General features: G+C 46.6%; 21 protein-coding genes. 4 read left to right on the plus strand and 17 right to left on the minus strand.

Annotated features, from left to right (window positions below; genetic code table 11):
* Positions 1 to 5: 5 nt before the first annotated feature.
* Positions 6 to 800, minus strand: coding sequence for a ParA family protein (locus K6V30_RS23395; protein WP_005802628.1), 795 nt, complete (start codon positions 798 to 800; stop codon positions 6 to 8).
* Positions 801 to 1,522: 722 nt separating this feature from the next.
* On the opposite strand from K6V30_RS23395, the gene mobA reads away from it, so the two are divergent.
* From mobA to mobC, 3 genes are read left to right on the plus strand one after another with little or no spacing between them, the layout of a single operon-like run.
* Positions 1,523 to 1,945, plus strand: coding sequence for a conjugal transfer protein MobA (mobA, locus tag K6V30_RS23400; RefSeq protein WP_005858641.1), 423 nt, complete (start codon positions 1,523 to 1,525; stop codon positions 1,943 to 1,945).
* Entirely contained in the window at positions 1,930 to 3,177 is a 1,248-nt protein-coding gene (gene mobB, locus K6V30_RS23405) for a conjugal transfer protein MobB (RefSeq protein ID WP_005858639.1), read from the plus strand. The genes mobA and mobB overlap by 16 nt, the downstream gene beginning before the upstream one ends.
* Before the next feature lie 36 nt (positions 3,178 to 3,213).
* Positions 3,214 to 5,244, plus strand: a complete 2,031-nt coding sequence (mobC, locus tag K6V30_RS23410) for a conjugal transfer protein MobC (RefSeq protein WP_005858637.1) — start codon at positions 3,214 to 3,216, stop codon at positions 5,242 to 5,244.
* Between the two features lie 107 nt (positions 5,245 to 5,351).
* Here mobC and K6V30_RS23415 read toward each other — a convergent pair whose 3' ends face one another.
* From K6V30_RS23415 to tssD (K6V30_RS23430), 4 genes are read right to left on the minus strand one after another with little or no spacing between them, the layout of a single operon-like run.
* On the minus strand, positions 5,352 to 5,720 hold the full coding sequence (locus tag K6V30_RS23415) for a hypothetical protein (RefSeq protein WP_005858635.1): 369 nt from the start codon (positions 5,718 to 5,720) through the stop codon (positions 5,352 to 5,354).
* Positions 5,721 to 5,726: 6 nt separating this feature from the next.
* The gene (locus K6V30_RS23420) at positions 5,727 to 6,605 is read right to left on the minus strand and encodes a hypothetical protein (protein WP_005858633.1); all 879 of its coding nucleotides are present in this window, start codon (positions 6,603 to 6,605) and stop codon (positions 5,727 to 5,729) included.
* A 16-nt stretch (positions 6,606 to 6,621) separates the two neighbouring features.
* Complete coding sequence (locus K6V30_RS23425; protein WP_005858631.1) at positions 6,622 to 7,209, minus strand: GAD-like domain-containing protein; 588 nt, start codon at positions 7,207 to 7,209, stop codon at positions 6,622 to 6,624.
* 1 nt (position 7,210) lies between these two features.
* Positions 7,211 to 8,122, minus strand: a complete 912-nt coding sequence (tssD, locus tag K6V30_RS23430; RefSeq protein ID WP_224207328.1) for a type VI secretion system tube protein TssD — start codon at positions 8,120 to 8,122, stop codon at positions 7,211 to 7,213.
* On the opposite strand from tssD (K6V30_RS23430), the gene K6V30_RS23435 reads away from it, so the two are divergent.
* Complete coding sequence (locus tag K6V30_RS23435) at positions 8,015 to 8,302, plus strand: hypothetical protein (RefSeq protein WP_224207334.1); 288 nt, start codon at positions 8,015 to 8,017, stop codon at positions 8,300 to 8,302. The two genes, tssD (K6V30_RS23430) and K6V30_RS23435, sit on opposite strands and share 108 nt — an antisense overlap.
* On the opposite strand, the gene tssR is transcribed toward K6V30_RS23435, so the two are convergent.
* Genes tssR through K6V30_RS23495 form a run of 12 tightly spaced genes read right to left on the minus strand, consistent with a single transcriptional unit; the run spans position 8,303 to position 19,257 of the window.
* On the minus strand, positions 8,303 to 10,795 hold the full coding sequence (gene tssR / locus K6V30_RS23440) for a type VI secretion system protein TssR domain-containing protein (RefSeq protein ID WP_005858627.1): 2,493 nt from the start codon (positions 10,793 to 10,795) through the stop codon (positions 8,303 to 8,305). It abuts the gene before it with no gap.
* Positions 10,796 to 10,798: 3 nt separating this feature from the next.
* Positions 10,799 to 11,707 carry a PKD domain-containing protein gene (locus K6V30_RS23445; protein WP_005858625.1) on the minus strand — a complete coding sequence of 303 codons (909 nt, stop codon included), beginning with the start codon at positions 11,705 to 11,707 and terminating at the stop codon, positions 10,799 to 10,801.
* Position 11,708: 1 nt separating this feature from the next.
* Positions 11,709 to 12,221, minus strand: a complete 513-nt coding sequence (locus K6V30_RS23450) for a type VI secretion system transmembrane protein TssO (protein WP_004288732.1) — start codon at positions 12,219 to 12,221, stop codon at positions 11,709 to 11,711.
* 11 nt (positions 12,222 to 12,232) lie between these two features.
* Positions 12,233 to 12,736, minus strand: coding sequence for a type VI secretion system TssO (locus K6V30_RS23455; RefSeq protein WP_004288731.1), 504 nt, complete (start codon positions 12,734 to 12,736; stop codon positions 12,233 to 12,235).
* Between the two features lie 19 nt (positions 12,737 to 12,755).
* Positions 12,756 to 13,718, minus strand: coding sequence for a type VI secretion system baseplate subunit TssG (locus K6V30_RS23460; protein WP_005858623.1), 963 nt, complete (start codon positions 13,716 to 13,718; stop codon positions 12,756 to 12,758).
* A 20-nt stretch (positions 13,719 to 13,738) separates the two neighbouring features.
* Positions 13,739 to 14,899: a hypothetical protein gene (locus K6V30_RS23465; protein ID WP_004288729.1), complete on the minus strand. Its 1,161-nt coding sequence runs from the start codon at positions 14,897 to 14,899 to the stop codon at positions 13,739 to 13,741.
* 11 nt (positions 14,900 to 14,910) lie between these two features.
* Positions 14,911 to 15,789 (minus strand): TssN family type VI secretion system protein, encoded by an 879-nt coding sequence (locus tag K6V30_RS23470; protein WP_005858621.1) that lies wholly within the window; start codon positions 15,787 to 15,789, stop codon positions 14,911 to 14,913.
* A gap of 11 nt (positions 15,790 to 15,800) precedes the next feature.
* The gene (locus K6V30_RS23475; RefSeq protein WP_005858619.1) at positions 15,801 to 17,645 is read right to left on the minus strand and encodes a type VI secretion system baseplate subunit TssF; all 1,845 of its coding nucleotides are present in this window, start codon (positions 17,643 to 17,645) and stop codon (positions 15,801 to 15,803) included.
* A gap of 7 nt (positions 17,646 to 17,652) precedes the next feature.
* Positions 17,653 to 18,117, minus strand: coding sequence for a GPW/gp25 family protein (locus K6V30_RS23480; RefSeq protein ID WP_004288726.1), 465 nt, complete (start codon positions 18,115 to 18,117; stop codon positions 17,653 to 17,655).
* Positions 18,108 to 18,548, minus strand: a complete 441-nt coding sequence (tssD, locus tag K6V30_RS23485; RefSeq protein WP_051135263.1) for a type VI secretion system tube protein TssD — start codon at positions 18,546 to 18,548, stop codon at positions 18,108 to 18,110. Before tssD (K6V30_RS23485) ends, K6V30_RS23480 begins: the two co-directional genes overlap by 10 nt.
* Positions 18,549 to 18,550: 2 nt before the next feature.
* The gene (gene tssD / locus K6V30_RS23490; protein ID WP_005858614.1) at positions 18,551 to 18,949 is read right to left on the minus strand and encodes a type VI secretion system tube protein TssD; all 399 of its coding nucleotides are present in this window, start codon (positions 18,947 to 18,949) and stop codon (positions 18,551 to 18,553) included.
* 14 nt (positions 18,950 to 18,963) lie between these two features.
* Positions 18,964 to 19,257: a hypothetical protein gene (locus K6V30_RS23495; RefSeq protein WP_005858612.1), complete on the minus strand. Its 294-nt coding sequence runs from the start codon at positions 19,255 to 19,257 to the stop codon at positions 18,964 to 18,966.
* Positions 19,258 to 19,866: the final 609 nt, after the last annotated feature.

Here is a 19,866-nt window from a genome sequence, read left to right on the forward strand (position 1 = left end):
TGTTTTTATTGAAGTTTCAGTATGGTTTCTATTTCCGCTGCCAGCAGGTCCAGACTGCTTCCTTTCATTGCGGAGGAAGATGGAGGGAACAAAGTGCTGCGGAACAGAGGCCCTTTCATTCCGGAGTCTTTTTTGTAACGTTCTGCACTGGGAATGACGGTTTCCAGTACCGGCAATTTCAGCGAACGGAAAATTTCAGTATAGCCGTTATACAGGTCTTTGGAAACACGTTTGTCCATCCGGTTCCAAAACATATGGATACCACGCAAGGGTACATCCTTATGCCGGTGCATGTATTCCCGGATGGCAAGGACAAAAGACATGCTGCTCCGCATTGCCATTCTTTCCTGCGTGATGGGGGTGAATACATAATCCATATTGATTACGGACTGGAATACACCGGGCACATTTACGGTACCCGGAAGGTCAAAAAGGACAAGATCATAATCCAGCTCCGATTTTTCAAGAAAGCGTCCGGCCGTTTCCCGGGCTTCTTCCGGAGTGGAGTTCAGGATGCTGTAGGCTTTCCTACCGCTTGCTCCGAACTGTTCCACCAGCTGGTTTTGCAGATGCACGTTCTTCTCAATGTTTCCCACTTCCCAGTTCCGCATGGTACTGATGCTGTGCTGTGGATAATCACAATCCACCACCAGTACGTTATACCCCTTCAGGTAATGGAAGTAACTGGCGAGCAATACCGTGAACGTGGATTTTCCCACACCGCCTTTCTGGTTGCTCAAAGCGACAAATAAAGGTTCTTTCTTCATAGGCTTGAATTTAGAGTGTATAATTTGTTTCATATCTGTCCGGATTTTTTCGTTTCATCACACGGCAATGCATCCGTTGGTATACGGCAATGACGCATTGTTTGCCGGTTTGCATGAATACATTGCATACCATATTGCACCAGTGTAATACCGGTTGCCGATGGGCATTGCCATATAAGGTGCATTGCATTCATGCAATATGGGGTTCAATGTATCCCATACTGCATTGCACGGATGCAATGTATTCCGTCATGCAGGATTGTCGTGCAGCATATATGGCATTGCACATATATGGATGATGCCGCATTCACACCATGCACCACCTGTGGCAGGCAAGCAATACCCCTTACAGGACAATGTTTCAATGTATGCCCTCATGCACTGTGCCAAAAGTAGCGGCTATTTTTGAAACTTCCACCAACATTTCCCCTACCTGACATCAGATGTCATCAGATGTCATCAAATGTCATATCAAACGCTGTTTACCAATCGGTTATCACTGTCTAATTTTGCAAAATCGGAATCAGACGATGGAAAAGAACTGACTTCGTCGGATCACAGCGTTCCGTGAACGTCGCGCAGCAATCCGACGAAGGAGGGTTCTCTGTTCAAGCGAACAGAGCAAGTTGTGTTTTCGTCCGACAAAAAGTCTTTTGTCCGACAAAAACAACTAGCCCGGCTAAAAGCCGGGGGAATCCGCTCCAAAGTCGCGGATTCCGGAAGAGAAAAAAGTACAAACCAAAAATCTCATGTGCATGGAGAAAACAACAGGGACAAGGACGGGCAGAAAGCCCAAGAGTGATCCGGCGGACCGCAAGTACAGCTTCCGCCTGAACGCCGAGGAGAACACAAGATTTGAAAAATTGCTGGCGGATTCGGGAGCCGGGGACCGCACGCTGTTCATCAAGAAATCCATCTTTTCGGGACAGATTAAAGTTGTGAAAATCGACAAGGCGACAATGGACTACTACATCAAACTGACCGAATTCCACAGGCAGTTTCAGGCCGTCGGAAACAACTACAATCAGGTTGTCCGGACCTTGAAGAACAATTTCGGGGAAAAACGTGCGATGGCATTGCTCTACAGGTTGGAGAAACTGAGCATCGAACTGATGCTTGTATGTAAAAAAGTCATGGTGCTAACCCAGGAATACGAGCGGAAATGGTTGCAAAAATAAGTCACGGAACAAGCCTTTACGGAGCACTTGCCTATAACTACGACAAGGTAACGGCAGGTACCGCCGAGATTCTTTCGGGCAACCGCATGATTTCCGACAGATTGGGATTGCCCAGTGAGGACATACGTCTGGCATTGCTCTCTTTTGAGAACTACCTGCTGGCAAACCGCAATACGGAGAAGCCCGTCCTGCATATCTCCCTTTCTCCGGCACCGGAAGACCAGCTGACTGATGGGCAATTGGTAGAGTTGGCGGAACGGTATATGCAGAAAATGGGCTATGGGAATCAGCCGTACATAGCCTACAAACATGCCGATACCCATAATGCCCACATTCATATCGTCAGTGTCTGTGTAGACGGACAGGGAAAAAAGATCAGTGACGCCTACGAGCACCGCCGTTCCATGACCGCCTGTCGGGAACTGGAAACGGATTTCGGCTTGCGCAACGGAGCGGACACGGAAAGGCGGAATCCGAAAGCGGAACTAAAAAAGGTGGATGCTTCCTTGGGGGATGTCCGCCATCAGGTAGGCAACACCCTTAAAGCCGTACTGGAAAGCTACCGTTTCCAGACTTTCGGGGAATACAGCGCACTGCTTTCCACACTCAACATCGAGGCGAAACAGGTCAGGGGGGAGTACACCGGCATACCCTACACCGGCATTGTCTATTCTGCCACGGATGATACCGGCAAGGTGGTCAGTCCGCCGTTCAAGAGTTCACGTTTCGGAAAACGCTTCGGGAATGAACTGTTGGAAAAGCGGATGTTGATGAATCTGAAAGCTCTCAAAGAGGGGAAATGGGCACCCTCCATACAGGCGGACATCGCCCGTGCCTTGCGGCAGGCGGATTCACGGAAACGGTTTGTGGAACTGCTGGGGCAAAAAAATATCGATGTGGTGTTCCGTGAGAATGAGCGGGGACGTATCTACGGTGTCACCTTCATTGACCACGACCGACGGGAAGTGTTCAACGGTTCACGCATGGGCAAGGAGTTTTCCGCCAATGTGTTCAACGACTATTTCAAATGGTTGGAAAACATACCCGAAAAGGAACGGGGCGGACATTCCGCTACAGAACTTCGGCAGCATCACCGCCACGAATCCGGCAGCACGCTCGAACTGGCGGCGGGCATACTTTCGATGGAAACCAACCCGCGTGACTATGAGGAGGAAGCCTTTGCACGCCGCATGAAGAAAAAGAAGAAGACCGGACGCAAACGTGGCATTTAGACAAAACAAGTATCAACCCATTTATATACAATTCTTATGCAGCAGGAAGACGATTTGAGGGCGCTTGCCAAGATCATGGAATTTGGCAGGGCCGTGAGTATTTTTCTTTTGGTGGTACACGTCTATGTGTATTGTTATCCGAGTATCACCACGTGGCACTTGAACCTTGCGGTGATGGACAGGATTCTGGTGAATTTCAATAATACGACCGGGATTTTCAACTGCATTCTCTGGAGCAAACTGTTGGCAGTGCTTCTGCTGGCCGTTTCCTGTCTGGGTACGCACGGAGTCAAAGGTGAAAAGATAACCTGGCCTAAAATTTATGCGGCGCTGGTGGCAGGATGCGCACTGTTCTTTCTAAACTGGTGGTTGCTTGAGCTGCCATTGCCGCACGCGGCAAATACCGCATTCTATATTTTTACTCTTACGGCAGGCTATCTCGCCCTGCTGATGTCGGGGCTATGGATGAGCCGCCTTTACAGGCACAACCTCATGGAAGATGTGTTCAATATGGAAAATGAGAGTTTCATGCAGGAAACCCGACTGATGGAGAATGAGTATTCGGTAAATCTCCCAACGAGATTCTATTATAAAAAACGCTGGAATAACGGATTTGTCAATATTGTCAATATTTTCCGTGCCTGCATGGTTATCGGGACACCAGGTAGCGGCAAGTCCTATGCGATAGTCAACAGTTACATACGCCAGCTTATAGCCAAGGGCTTTGCGATTTACATCTACGATTACAAGTTTGATGACCTGTCCACCATAGCCTATAATTCTTTGTTGAAGAATATGGACAAGTACGAGGTCAAGCCCCGGTTCTATGTCATAAATTTCGACGATCCGCGCAGGTCTCACCGATGCAATCCTATCAATCCGGAATTTATGACGGACATTTCCGATGCGTACGAGGCGAGCTATACGATAATGCTCAACCTCAATCGCACCTGGATTGAAAAGCAGGGTGACTTTTTTGTAGAATCCCCCATCATTCTGCTTGCTGCAATAATCTGGTATTTGAAGATTTACAAGAACGGGATTTATTGTACGTTCCCGCATGCGGTGGAATTACTGAACAAGCCTTATTCGGACCTGTTCACCGTCCTGACTTCCTATCCGGAGTTGGAAAACTACCTTTCTCCTTTCATGGATGCATGGAAAGGAGGGGCGCAGGATCAGCTCCAGGGCCAGATTGCTTCGGCAAAAATCCCCCTTACGCGTATGATTTCCCCACAACTATACTGGGTGATGACAGGAAATGATTTTTCGTTGGATATCAACAATCCGAAAGAACCCAAATTACTTTGTGTCGGCAACAATCCGGACAGGCAGAACATCTATTCGGCTGCACTCGGACTATATAATTCCCGTATTGTCAAACTTATCAACAAGAAAAGACAGCTCAAATGTGCCGTAATCATCGATGAGCTTCCCACCATTTATTTCCGGGGGCTTGACAATCTGATTGCAACGGCACGAAGCAACAAGGTGGGCGTACTTTTGGGTTTTCAGGATTTCAGCCAGCTGACCCGCGATTATGGTGAAAAGGAGTCCAAGGTTATTCAGAACACGGTAGGAAATATATTCAGCGGGCAGGTGGTCGGAGAAACCGCAAAGACACTTTCTGAACGCTTCGGCAAGGTGCTCCAGCAGCGTCAGTCCGTTTCCATCAACCGTCAGGATGTTTCCACTTCCATCAACACGCAGCTTGACTCGCTTATCCCGGCATCCAAGATTGCCAATCTGTCGCAAGGTACGTTTGTCGGGGCTGTGGCGGATAATTTTGGCGAGAAGATAGAACAGAAAATATTCCATGCCGAAATTGTTGTAGACCATGCGGCGGTCAGTGCGGAAGAAAAGGCCTACAGGAAAATCCCTTTCATCAACGAATTCAAGGACAAGGACGGTAATGACATCATGATGCAGCAGATTCAGCGTAACTACGACCAGATCAAGTCGGACGCGCAGGCCATCATCAACGAAGAGATGGGCCGTATCAAAAACGATCCGGAGTTATGCAAGCGATTGGGGCTGGATAATGAAAAAACATCCAAGAAGGAGTAATCCTTCCTCTCATTAAATATCAAGATGAAGTGTGTGGGGGGATTTTCCCATCAATTTCCCCCACATATTATTAGGTCGGAGCTCTGCAATAGGGGTATTCCTTTCATCTACTTCCCGAACTCCACGACAATCTCCGTCACTTCCCCATGTACTCTCCGCACATTCAGCACCCGTGCAGGAATCCCATGGTTGAAGCAGCATTGGATAAATTCCATTCCGATGAACACTCCTGTATTGTATTCCCCTGTATCGTTCTTCGTGTTTTTGCAGAAAGTTACGGTTCCTTTCATCTTTTCATTCCTTCTCTTGCGGTATTGCGCTTCCTTTTCAAACATCATAAAGACTTCTCCTCTGACAATCTGCACCTGTTGGCCTTCGGTTTGTAGGAATTGCAGGTAACTTTCCAGCAGGTCTTCCGGGCATCCGCTATGGGATAGCATGTTTCTTATCCCTTGTATCTGAATCGAATTTTCCATTGCTTTTTATTTGGCTATGATTATCTTTTTATCCTTGATGACAAGTGTGTCTTTCCCGCCATGATTCGTCAGGCTTACATCCTTCAAGTCAATACGGCTGTTGGAAATGGAAAACTCCTGATGAATCGTATCGTTCCGCAGGAAGTGGATGTCCTGTTTGTACAGGTTCGGAATGGAAAAGAACAGGGCTATGATTCCGCCCATGCAGCATACCATCAACAGTGTAAAGGCAACAAACCACCGCTGGTATTTTCTGTCATCCAAAACCTTCACTTCAACCGGTGCTGGCTCTTCGTTGATTGTTGCCTTTTTCTGGTTGCATATCACGCGGCATCTCAAATTGGGGAATTCATGCAGGCTGAACAGGTCTGGAATCTGTTGCAGGAATTGCAAGTATTGTTTGGTTTCCATCTGCACTTCCAGTTCCATGGTTACACGGATGACACTTCTTTTCATTATCTTGGGTTTTCCTGTTGCCCCCGTGGGTTTGGCTACATTGACAGGACGGATGTCCGATGCGCCTGTGTCTACACTCATGGCAAGCTCCACTCCGGTGTTTCCTAAAGAGGGGGAATCCGTAGGATGGGGTCCAAAAGATGAAGAACTTTCTGCACCTTCATATTCCGCTATCAGGTCTGCTATTTCTCGCACCTCGGTTACTGCCACGTTCTTTGCCTCTGCATTCACAAAGGTTTCCACTTTGGTCTTCACCCTGTCGGTCAGAAAGGCTTTTATCTTGTCTTCGCTTTTCTTATGGATAAGATAGCTTGGATACTTCTTCGTGAAGTTCCGGGCTATATTTTCCATATAAGATATACTATAATCATAATTTAAATTAATTGAAACATAAACTATTGTATCAACCTTAAAAACATTCTGTAACATATGTGTTGATTTGATATTATCTAATTCTTTTTAAATCGCCCATTAATTGAATAACCGTATCAATATAAGGAGCAATCTTTACTATTTGAATATTATCAATACAATCCTTTCCACCTGCAACTAAAGCAGGAACATAGCCATAACATTCATCTATCTTAGGCATCGCCTTCACTTCCTTTATTGTATTATATTCATTCAATAAAAACCAATTTTCAAGACAACTCTTATTGAAAATTACTATATTTAACAATATGTCAATATTTTCTGATAGAATTTTAAAAGTTCCATACCTTATATTAATAAAAACGACGTAATCTCCAATTACATGATTCTTAACATAAGCAAAAATATCTCCAAAAACAGTTATCATAAATGGAGTCACTGTTTCATAATCATACATAGGATAACATTCCTCTATAATATACTGATAGTCATTCGGTATAATAGTTCTAAACAAGCCATTACAATAAATGCCAATACCAGCTATTCTCCAAAAAGAAATTAGTTTTTCCGAAACCAAATTATTGTATTGTCGGATATAATCCTCACTAAACTCTTCCAATTTTATAGAATTTCCACTTCTTTCTAAAAATTTCTCAAACATACTACTTAACAATTTCTAAGTTTTCAACTAAATTTACATTCATCTTTATTTTTTTCTGCTCCTCTTCTGTTATAGGAGGAGGGTCTGTTATTAATTTTAACAATTCATTTTCAATATTAAGAGAACGACCTTTTTCTATACTTCCCCATTGTGACCCAATGGACGAATTTATTCTTTTATTTCCCATTTGAGTCACCACATCAACATATCCTCCTGCTATCTGATCAGGATTATGTAATGCTGCTAAGCCTTCCAATTCTGAGTCAACCATTGCCTCTATAGCCTTAATATCCATATCTTCATACAATAAAAGATACTCATCAATTTTAGCATTCCTATATCTATCCCTAAAATCTTCTTGAATTTTCTTAGATTTAGGATTACGCCCATATTTTTTAAAATTCTCCCTATTTTTCAGCCACTCAAATATAGTCATATTATTTATTCCATCCTGCTGCATTTGCAATTGCTTCCTCATTTCAATTTCATAAAATGGATCTTTTTGAAATTTCTTCTTTAATTGAAATGGAGGTTTTACAAAAATTACAGAAAGACTTTTCTTATTTGAATCATTGCTAACCGAATCATCTTTCCTCTCGGTAGAAGTTTGATATATAATTGAAACATCCGACACCTTCCACACCTTCTCCCTAACCTCCAGATTATTCCTTTTGATAATCCCCGGTGACAAATACAGCACCATCATCATCGGAGAGTTTCCTACACTCATATACTCTTCTATTTTCACACAGAAGCAGTCCCAGAACCGGAAAATGTCCGCAATCTCCACTTCGTTGTAGATGAAATGGATTTCCCCGTTGTGCATGGCTCCTTCGTTCAGCCAGTCATAGAAGAACTGTTCTTCACCCTTGCACTCAAACGCAAGCGTAATCAGGTCTCCCTCGACCGGCAGACACTCCCGATTGCCGATTTCCTCGCATACTTGGATGTGGAGTTGTATGATTTTTCTCAGATTCGGGTCATCATAGTGCCGGATGTGGCACCGATAGTTATAATAGAGTATCGGCACCTCCATTCCTCTTATTTTCAGAATAGTTTCATAAATCATGATAATACAGTTTCAGGTGAATGACTATGGTAATAGGTCACGGCTGATCCAATAGTATGTCTGCCCGTTGGACTGGAACGGCTTGCCGGCGGCTTCGTCCAGCAGTTTTTTCTTTTCCTTGAAATATTCAATCAGCATGTCCAGCTCCGCATCCGTAATCATTTTCTTTTTCCGCAAGTCCTTGACACGGTAAACTTCAAAGAAAGGATAGTCGGTCGGGCAGGAGGTAAACCTTTGCAAGACCTCTGATAGGGGCATTCTCAGGAAAGTCTTTCTCCCTACCTTGCAATATCTGTCCCTGTTGCGCTCTGAAAGGAAATGTCTGACCAGTTTTCTCCTTGCACGGCGGGTTGAGGCATATTCCGGTGCGTTCAGGCTGTCCGTCTTTACACGTACGGTAGATTCTTCGGCATCTGCCTGTAGGTAGTCGTCCGGACAGTCGCAGATATCCACCTTCGCTTGCTTTTTCTTTTTGACCGCTTCGTATTTATAGTCAACGATCAGCTTGGAGGGTGCTTCCACATACTTTCTCAACCGTTTGAACTCCTCTTCGTTGACAAGCAGATAATAGTCCAGTGTGGAGGACAGCGAGTCCGGCAGTACGATTGGCTGTGCAGGCAGGCTCCAGGCAGGTTCGGTATCCGGAAGTACGGATAGCATGGGGTGTACCCCCGACTGGCGGATATGGTAATAAGCTGTCATTGTCGAATCTGTCCTATATCGGTGTGTACCCACTTCGTCGAATGCCCTTGCCAGACTGTTGCTCAGCAGGGTATTGTCAAACTTCACTTGTATCAGCATGGAATCCACGGCGGTGGTCAGTCCTTCCAGTTCCAGCGATTCGTTCTTTTGCGGAAACACCAGCCATCCCTGTGTCATGCTCCGATTTGGAAAGTCCAGACAATAGGTGTTATGGTTCACCTCCGCATATTCGTTTTCATTTCTGATTTGTTCGGGATATACAATCAGTTCCCGTTTTTTCCGGCTGATGCGTGGTGCCGAGCAATCTATCATGTTCCCGATTTGCAGCACGAAGTTGTTGAAGTTATCCGGTTCTCCTCCGTAGAGCTGGAAGCCGATCATGCGGCAGTTGTTTTTTACCAGCTTGTTCACCAAGGTGGAGTCTGCCCACTCGCTGTTGAACCCTTTATCGCCGATGACAACCAGGATATTGGTTTCATCTGGACATTTGTTGAATTGCTCCACTCCGATCCGAAGGCCGGACCAGCTGCCGAATCGTCCGTATGTAGGTTTCAGTTGCTCGGCATTACGTGCTTTGGCGGAAAGGAAATCAAGCAGCTCCATGTAGTCGGGAGTCAGTTTGCAGATGGGGTCTTTCCGGCTGTCCGGTTCGTTGAAGGTAAGCACGGCACCGAACCTGAAAGAAAAGCTGTCGTCATTCACCAGTTGCGATTGCAGTCCTTGGATGGCATTCACCACGGCTGGAAACCGTTGGATGGTGTTCTCTTTTCCTTCCAGGACAAACATGAGGTTTATTTTTTGCAGGTCCTTCTCTATCTTGTTTTTGAAAGTCCCGTAATAGATTGGATTGCCGTTGACATTCAGCACATAGCTTTCCCGTTTGTCGATGACCGGCATCGGAAGCCGGGTTTTGAAGCAGAAGCTCGTGTCATTGTTCCGGTAGGACAGTACCGGGCTGTAGCGGATAGCAGGCTGGCTGGCCGAAAGTTGCAGTTTCCGCTTCAGGTCGTTGGATGATAGCGGCAAGGTGTCTTTCCGTTCCCTGTCTTTAAAAACAAGCGTGCTGTCCGGCAGCGAGGTTATGTCTATATGGAGCTGCTGTTCGGGGGCGGTCAGCAGGCGTTCGTCTATCCATCCGATGACAGCATGCCCTATGCTGTCTGCGTCAAGCTGCGGCTTGTCTGCCACGAGGGTGCATCCTTTGTCTTCCGATATTTGATAAGGATATACGACACTGTAAAATGGAATCTTGCCAGCCTCTTGTGTCAGGTCTGTATTTTTGAACAGTTTTACGGAGTCGTTGGCAAAATACGTTTTTGGGGTGGCCAATGCCACGCTGTCGTTCAGCATGACCACCTGTTTGTTTTTGAATCCGGTAACAATGTCGGTAAAGCCGCTCCGGGTCAGCAACAGGTCGTTTTGGTTGATCCATCCGCAGTATTTTGCCTGTTTCCATTCTTTCAGTTTCCCGTTTTTCAGAATGGCTGGGTCGTATTGAATGACTCTGAGCCAGTCTCCTTTTCGCTTGATGACGAGAAATGCGTCCATGTATTTCACAGACTGCATCTCGTTCTTTCCGCTCGGACTCAGATAGGATGTTCCTGCTTCATTGGCAAAGACAATCCACGGGGTATGCTTGGGCAGTGTCTGGCTGCGGGGAGCCTTTACCCCTTCTATGGAATAGTTTCGCATATATTCACGGGGTACATTCTTTATCCGCATAAAACGGTGTACCGGTCCGCAGGATGCCATACAGATGATGCACCCGCAAATCCATCCTCCTTTTATGAGTGTCGATATGCAATTCTTTTTCATGCCTCATTTGTTTTTTTGTTCGGAAAAGCGTTCGTGCTGTGTTACCATCAGCTGCATCACACATTCGTTGCTCAGGTTGTCTCCCATATCGACGAACACCTCGTCTATAAGGGTTTTCCTGCGTGCTATGATTTTCAGTCCTTGGCAATAGGAATAGAAATCATTCTTCTTGCTGTTGTTGACGGTTACCGCTATGTCCGGATTTCCGCAAAGGTATTTCTTCAGGATATAATTGTAATGGGTATTGAACGGCTTGCCGTCCACGATGGCTTGCAAGTGTTCACGGATGTCATTGCCGATGATGACAAGCACGTCTGTCGAGTCGTTCTCCGTATATTGGGGAAGGATTTCAATGGTGTGCCGGACCGGATATTGGGTATTCTCCGTAGTCAGCAGAACCTCGTATATGCCGGGTTCTGTATAGGCGTAGAGTGGATTCTGCTCCCGCGAATCGACAATTCCGGATTCTCCGAACTGCCAGCGCCATTCTTTCGACGGACCGTATCCTTTGAAAGATACGATTTCTCCTTGAAAGGCGGTTGCCGGTGCTTTCATCCTGACAAGCTCGTCGCTTCCGTAATCATCCCGGCTCCTGTGTACTGTGATGATCTGTTTCCTTTCCAGTCCTCCGTCCACTTGAAGGCGCACTTGGTAGCGTCCCGGTTTCTTGAACACGTATTCTCCGCTCCGTTCGTGTGATATGTCCCCGTTGCCGAATTCCCAAAGCCAGGAGCGTGCGTTGCGGGTGCTGTCTGCATAATGGACCGTTTCTCCGGTTTCCACCTCTATGGGGGTCAGTGTCATACGCACGGTGCGGCTGGAAAAGAACAGCCGGATCAGTATGGCGACAAGGATGCACAGCAGCATGGCTGCGATTACGAACAGAATCTTTCTGGTATAAATTTTTCCCATGTCATTTGTTTTTAGTTCCTGAGCGCAAGTCTTCCTCCTTTTTCTGCAAGCCTATCTCGCACTCCTCCAGATTGGCTTTGAACAGACTTATGTTTTGTCCGATACTCCATAGCTGTTTCCTGTCGGACAGCCACATGGCATAAAAGTCGGCAATGTGCATGAACAGCTTGTATCGCTTGTCCCAGCTGTTCCTTTCGTATGTGTTCCGCAGGTTGTTTATCAGATAATGGATGTCGTCTTCTTCATACTGGGCGTAAACGCCCGGTTCAAATGTTTCTATTTTACGGAACAGGGAGTCCACCGGCAACTGGCTTTCCGCTTGTTCCTGCTGGAAATCCTTGATGCGGTTCATCTTGATCTTTACGAACTCTTTCTGTTCAAACATCTTGAAATCTGAGTTCCACATGAAGATTACCAGACAACACGCTACGGTTGTCAGGAAAAAGAACAGGAATACATAGGCATGTCCCATGAATATTTCCCGTTTGTTCATTGTCTTTCTGTTGTTGTCCATGGCTTTCCGTTTTATTGTTTGTTGCCGCCGGAACCCACATTCAGGTTACGCCTTGTTTTCCAGTTGTCTTGGATGCACTGCATCAGGTCTTTCTTCACCATCTCTTCCTGGATATTCAGCAGACGGATGGAGTCTTTTACCCCGAGGAAGATGTTGAGGTTTTCCAGCAGCTGCCTGTAAAGCCTGCAATCTTTGGTGTCCATGCCTTGGACATATTTGAGCAGGTTCATCTTGCGCGTACTGACAACGCTTTGCAGGAGCTTGTCGTTTATTTGCGGTGAAGTGTTCATCAGTTTCATGTACTGGTAGATGGAGTCCATGCTGTTCGACAGGGACAGCTCTTTGGCATAGATATGGTCATATTCCAGTGCCTGCTCCGTGATTCGCTTTACTTCTATGCCGGAGGTTTTCAGGAAACAGGCAAAGATGCTTACCGCAAGGATGGTGCAGCATGTCAGATAGCCCGCGAATCTCAGATAGGCTTTCCTTACTTCTGTGTTGTTTTTCGGTTTCATATAGGATGATGTTTTATATTCATAAATAGGTGCTGATACCCAGATAGGCGCCTTGTTCGGTTGGGGTTCCCAGCCTGAACCGGGCATCTTCCTGCTGGATGATGTAGCGGATCTGTATCTCCTTGTCCGAGGGAAGGAACAGTTCTGTCAGCGCATTCAGTATTTTACTGTCGGCAGCGCCGGGAAAGAAGCTCTCCATCCGTCGGGCGGACAGTGGACCGATTTCTACCAGCATCTGGTAGGTGCCGTCGGCAAAACTGTTTCCCAGAACCATGTCGTCTCCCAGAATGCAGCTTCCCAATTTGGGAATAAGGCAGGAATCCACTTCCACCACGCATTTGTCTCCTCTCTTGATATGCACGGGCACACCGGTCAGAATGGTCATGCACTCGCCGGCTTTGGAGAGGCTCGCTGTAATCTGTTCCATATAGGCCAGCATATGGATAAGCATGACCGCCAGATGGGTCGGCAGCAGTTCCAGTACGGGCCATTGACCGGAAAAGATGCTTACGAAATCCGGATGTACGTTCATCTCGTCAATGCGGCGTTCCTTATTCTGGAAGGCTACCAGCATATGGTCCAGGGAGATTTCGAAAGGCTTGAAGAAACGGCGGGCGAAAAATTCCTCTTCGCGGTGGATGCGGATTTCGTCCAGCACCTGTTCCTTCGATATTTTCTCGGACTGGTAAAGGTTCTTGTGGAATATGCCTTCGGGCAGCTCGTCATAAAGGCTTCTCCTGTTCACATAAAGATACAGGTAATCCGTCAGGTCATAATGGGAATATTCCGGGTGGATGTCATGGATGTCTTTCGAGAATCCGCGCCGGATGTCTCCCCGTCTGAATATGAGGGTACGCTCTGCATCATACCCGGCCTCTTTCAGTCCGCTGGCCACCACTTCCGCCTTGAAGTCGGTATCCGGCAGGTTGAATGAATGGGAATGTTCGTCAAACCGTACTATTTTATCTTGTTCTTCCGTCATGTCCGTTCGCTTATAGGGGATTAGTCCAGTATGTTCCAGCGTGACTCGCTCGATTCTTTCGGTTGTCTGGAGCGTTCGGCGACAACGATGTTTTCCTTGTGCTTGCCGATATATTCCAGACGGCTGAGGGTTGTCCACAGGTCATTGAACAGGTATAGGAAACGTTCCGCCGTAACCATCAGTTGGCGGATATTGTGGTGGTTGTACAGCAGCCCGCAATTTTCCCTCAGCAGGCCTTCGTAGGCACCGGGAGTGATGCCGTTCCATTCGTTGAAGTATTTCAGCAGGTCCTCCTTGTCTTCCTTGTCCATGAAACTCAGGCATACATACAGGCGGTGAGCCAATGTGGAGAATACATTCAGGAAGTGTAGCGGTGAATAGTATTGCCCCTCGTTGCGGAAGGAGAAGTAGATATCGGATATGAACAGCATGACATGGCGGCACAGCATACCGATGTTGGTGGCCAGGCTGGTCTGTTTTTCTGCATTCTCCACTTTGGCAAGGATGTCAAACGAAGCTTTTTCTATGGAATCCACGAGTTGCCCGAATTTGGTATAGTAGCCTTTCAGGTCCGGATGGCTGGACATGCTTGTGCATGGCGGGATGAAGTTTCCGTCCACTTCACAGCGGTTTCCGTTCTTGCGCAGGCGGCCGATCAGCAGAAAGTGTCTTCCCAGCTCGCTTCCGTCGGTCTGTCCGCTCGGCAGCACGCTCAACGCATATTTGGGTAAGGCATTGGGCTGGCGTGGACTGATTTCCTTCTCGTTCGGAATACCCGAAGGAAGATGCTCGAAAGGGTCTGCCATCAGTATGACATCCCACCGCTTGTCCTTTTCTTCTTCCTCTTCTGTAGGGATATGGAAACTGGCGGTGAGTTCGTCATCCTCACCGGCATCATAATCTATCAGGTAACCTCCGGAAGTAAGGGCGTGGCAACGTTTCAATCGGACTTCCAAGGTGCCTGTAACGAGTTCCGTAATGCTGAAATCGCCGGAAACCGGTTCTCCTTTCTTGAATGGCAGGAGTCCGTAGGTATTGCGGTTCAGATGAAACGACTGGTATTCGCACAACCGGTCCGTAAAGTGGTCTTCCTGTTGGGTGAAATGCCCTTTGTTGACGGGCATTCCGTCCGCCCAGTTTACCAGCGGATATTTTTTCTTTTGGCTCTGTTTTCCTATCATAATGTTTCTATTTAATATTCGTTATACTTTATAAGTTCGTTTGCCACACGCTTGGCTATGATTACATCGTGTCTTTTCAGCTTGTTGCCGGCAAGTGTAACGTCGGGGTCTATATAGCGCCGTCTCTTGAAAAAGGACGGTTTGGTATAGAATACCCATTCGTAATAGGCTCCTCCTTCATTCTTATATACGATGGGCGAAGACGGTGATTTGAGGTTGCAGTCGTCAATCATGCGCTGGAACCACTGCCCGAAGATGACATCCTCGGATGCCTTGCCGGTTATGCGTTCCGATGCGGGGTCATCCACCCTGCGGAATATGTCCACATCCATTACGATGCTCCGTTCACGGTTGATGTACAAGGTATCCGAGTCATATTCCTCCGAATATTTCCATACTTTATAAATTTCAATGGGTATGTCGAAATAGCTGTTCACCGTTTGGGAATACAGGAGTGGAAATGCAAAGGGCAGCAGGCAGGTGGAGGCCCAGATGCCGTACTGGAGTTCGTTGCAGAGGTTGAACACTACGGAAAAGAGTCCGGCTCCCAGAAGCATGACCGTAACCGTCAGCAGGCATTGGATGCCGAAAGAAGGCATTTCCTTGCTTGACGCGAACACTTTGCGAAGGATGAGCCGGTTGTAATATCCGGCAGTCCAGTACAGGATGACCAGCAGGATGTAGGCATAAGGCATGAAGTTATAGTCCATGAATCCGGACAGGCCGGGCAGGGCAAGGATTATGCCGCACAGCAGCAGATACGCAATCAGTTTTTTGTTGTTGAGCAGTTTGTTCTTGCGTGCGATAAAATAGGCCGCGATTCCGAAAATCACGGTCAGCAGCGGCATCAGCAGGTACGATGAAATGAGATGTTGGGTAACTGGGTTCATAAGTATGGTATTTATGCTTTATTGTATTCTATGAATATCCGGTAGTTGAATGTGTCCGGCGAACAGGCCGAGAGTTTGGTACGCAGATTGTCTTTTATCTGTTTTTCCTGCGAAGGCTCATCCAGTTTCGTTCCAAGAATCAGATGGACTTCTTTGGTTCGGATCAGTCCTTCGTGCGGCATCGGGCTGATTTCCACCCCGTTCCGGATTTCTGTCCGCACCAGCAGTTCTCCGAGTTCTTTTTTGCAGAAGCTGGCTATGTCGTTCTGTGTCAGGACACGGCCGTGCGAAATGAAGGCGTATTTGTAGATGTCAATCCGTTCTCTGTTTTGGGGGGCTTGTTTCCCGCCGTAGGTGGTACTGACCAGAGCCAGTGTCTTCGGGTCCAGGTAAGTGGTGGCATTGGGGGACAGGTTTACGCCTGCCTGTATCCGGTTTCCTACCTCACAGTTGGTTGTCCAGTATTTGACGGTAATCTGCCCCTTGCCGGACAATTCGTCAATCATAAGGTAATAAGGTGTTTCCCTGAACTCGTTCATGTTGTCCGCTGTCTGTTTCATTTGCGCCATCAGCTGCTCCATCTGGATGGTAAGTGCCTGTAGCTTGATGCTTGATACGGCATTGAAGGCATGGGTCTCGTCATCCAGCAGGTCGGACAGATAGCCGAGCAGCTCCTTGGCGGAACGGGAGTCGAAACGCTCGCATCCTCCTTTGCGGATGGAGTAGGTTCCATAGCTTTCCGTGGAATCCTTTGCGGAATAGAGGAGTTCATGGTAGTTCTTTCCGTCAGAATCCTTCACGCTGTGTACGGACAGAAGGGATTCGTAGCTGCCCGTGCGCAAGGGTATCACCCTGAAAGTTTCCTCAAGGGTGGTCGTCTGTTCGTGAAGCGTCTTGTTCTCTACAGGCACGATGTTGATGCCGGCATGAAGTTCTTCAAGGACTTCCGTTGTGAAATGGGCGGGGAACTGTATCTTCACCCATACCAGCTTGTCCTGCATCTTCTCCAGAACGGCCTCTTTGAAACAGGACCGCAGGGTGTCCGGAAGGTTTTTCCTGCAGGAACCGTCGAGTGGAAAGGACTGCGATACCTTCAGAAAATGTTTGCTGTAAATATCCATGACTTCCTTGTCTATGACGGACATTACGTCATAGTCTTGGAAAAAGGCACGGGTTGGTTCTTTCTGTATGGTTGTCTTTTCATGGATTCCCCCTTCCATCACGACTGTCTTCCCTTCTACGGACCATTCCGTACAGGGGAGCAGGAGCAGATATTCATAGCTCTCCGTAAGGTTGGGAAAATCTAGATAGAACGAAAAGTCTTCAAGGTCGGAAATGGATTCATCCACCGCCATTCCTAACCAGACGGTACGCGGAGACATCCTTGTCTCTGCACGGGCAATCATGGTCTTCTCCAAGGTAGGGGCTATCCGGTAGAGAAGGTCGTCGCAGACCATATATTTCACGTCGGCTTTGTGCAGCAGGGTATCGCAGGCGGGATAAAACGATACGCTTCCGGTCGATAGCTTCCGGGTAAGCGAGTCGCTCTCGTAATACATGCCCGATTCCCGGGTTATCAGGTAACACGGTTCTATGGGATAGGCGTGTACGATGCCGTGTGCGGGAAAGGGTGAGGTAAGGATGTCCGGGGTAAGGATTCGGGCGGTCTTTTCCAGCAGCCTTGTCTCGATGGCGGTAAAATCCTCTCCCAGCATATATATCTCGTTGGACAATGCTTCCAGCAGGAGCTTGACAACCGGGTCGAAGTTTTCCGCCTTTTTTATTCCCCAGAAAGCCGCAGCGTATTTCAGCATACGGTTTCTGATTTGCTCTTTATTGTATTTTTCTGTACTCATAATCCTTTCATCGGGTTGAAATCGGTCCTAAATAGATTACATAATAGAAACACCGTTTTTCTCCGGTATGTACCAGGGTTCCATATACATATACTTGTACACGTTTCTTTACGGCGGGAGCATCAAATACATTGTCCTGTCGGGTGGTGTCATCAATGATGACACGTACATTTACACCCGTAAGCCGCTTCTCGTGCCGGGTAATTGCCTTGGTTATGTATTCCGAGAATTGTCCTTCCCAACGGGTGTGTGAGACAATGCTTTCAAAGTCGAGAAAAAAGATCTCACAGCCGAACTCCTTGTCAAAGGCATGTTCGCCGGGAGCCGTACTGATCAGCAGTTCGATAAACTGGTCGATGGACTCGATTTCCGAGCAGGATGCAAGACGGCTGTTTTCCACATCCTCGCTGAGCAAGGCTTCAAAATCCAGGGGCAATTTGCAAAACTTTGTTTCCATACTTGTCAGTGCCATTCGTTTTCAAATTCTTCGTCTATGAATTTTAGTGTTCTTGCGGCAAACAGAAGGACGATGCTGCTGGAATTGGAGATACGGTCAACCTTGCGTTGCAGACGGATGCAGTTCCCTTCCACAAAGCGCAAGGCAAATGCCGCTTGTTGGTCGGGTTGCTCCTTCAGGTAGATCCGTATTTCGCCGTCTTCATGGGAGTGGCTGTATGCGGCCCATCTCAACAGCTCGTCACCCGGCATCCCGCTGAGGGTACAGGTGACGAATCCGCCGTATGCCTCACCTTCAGGCAATCCGTCACGGTCTGTATTCCGCTTGAATTGCAGGTCGAACTCTTCAATGCTGTATGTCTCATGGCAGACGGACAGCCGCATCACGTAGCGGTCATCCGGCATTGAGGATTTTTTGTTTCTGAACAATGAAGTGAACCAGTTCATGATTATAAGTTTAAGTGACACGAATCGCCGGTCTCCATTTCCCGGAAGTGGATGAATAGTGAGGTACGGCTCTCTTTGGTTGTTGAATGCACATTGAAATCAAGGCATTTTGCTCCCTTGAAACGGATGATCTCTTTGGGAGTACCGGGCAGGCCGGAAGTGTTCATCACCTCTCCGTCCTTCAGGATTCTTGAATTGAACATCCATTCCAAGAGTTCCTCTGTAGGAAATCCGGCAATGCTTACCCGTATTTTACCGCCGTAGGTCTTCCCGGTTACCTTTCCGTTAGGAGTGGTTTCTTTCCGGAAGTCATACTCGTAGCCCAGCAGGTCGTATGCCTGCACTTCTTCATGCTCCGAGGGTTCGGCTGTCCAGAACTTGATATACGATTGTGCACTCATATCCTTATGTTATTTTATTCTTCTTCACTCATCAGATTGGTTTGCAGCATGGCGGTCAGGGTCCGTTCCTCGTTCATGCGTGATTCAACGAACAGTACCGTGTCTTGGCTGTCCAGATGCTTGCGTACATAGGCTCGCAGGTAGGCTTTGAATGCCTGTACCTTTGTCCGGTATTCCTCTAAGGGAAGGGCAAAGATATCTTGCGTCCCGACCCGTTCCAGACCGTATCTCTCCAGTTCTTCTTCAAATGACTTTTTTGATTGATCATTGGAGATTGTATAAATTATTAATACCTTATACTCTTTCATAAACAATGAAATTAAAAAAATAAATAGGGTGTCCAGTTTGATGTTCCAGCTTTTAGTTCAAAAAAGATATGATGCAAGTTCCAAAGTGCTGATAATCATATCTCTTTAAAATATATTGATTCAATGAATTAGCTATGCTTTTTTGTATGTTAAAATTGTACCTAAAAACAATAGTGTTATAGTTAATAATCAATATCTTAAGTTGTTAAATCAATACCAAAAACGAGAGCGTAGAACTGGACACCCTAAAAAATAAAGCAAATCCTAATAATACAATAAAAGGAGTAAATATGAAAAGATATGCCCATACATTAGAACTATGTTCATAAATTTTTCTTTCCATAATTCGTTCATTTCTATGTTTATACCGATAATAAAAATAGAGACTACTCCATAATAAAATCATAATAATGAAAACCACCAAAAACACATTACTTGGATTTTTTTGTGGTGAATATCCCATTATAATATAATAGTATATAATTGCAATATCTGCCAAATAGAATAATAAGACTGTAGACATAATAAATGGAACATGTATATTTAAATACATACTTGTGTCCATATATCGAGTCAATACTTGAATTTTATAAAACAAATATTCTAAGA

Origin of the sequence: Bacteroides faecis, from assembly GCF_020091505.1 — a bacterium.
Classification (GTDB): Bacteria; Bacteroidota; Bacteroidia; order Bacteroidales; family Bacteroidaceae; genus Bacteroides; species Bacteroides faecis.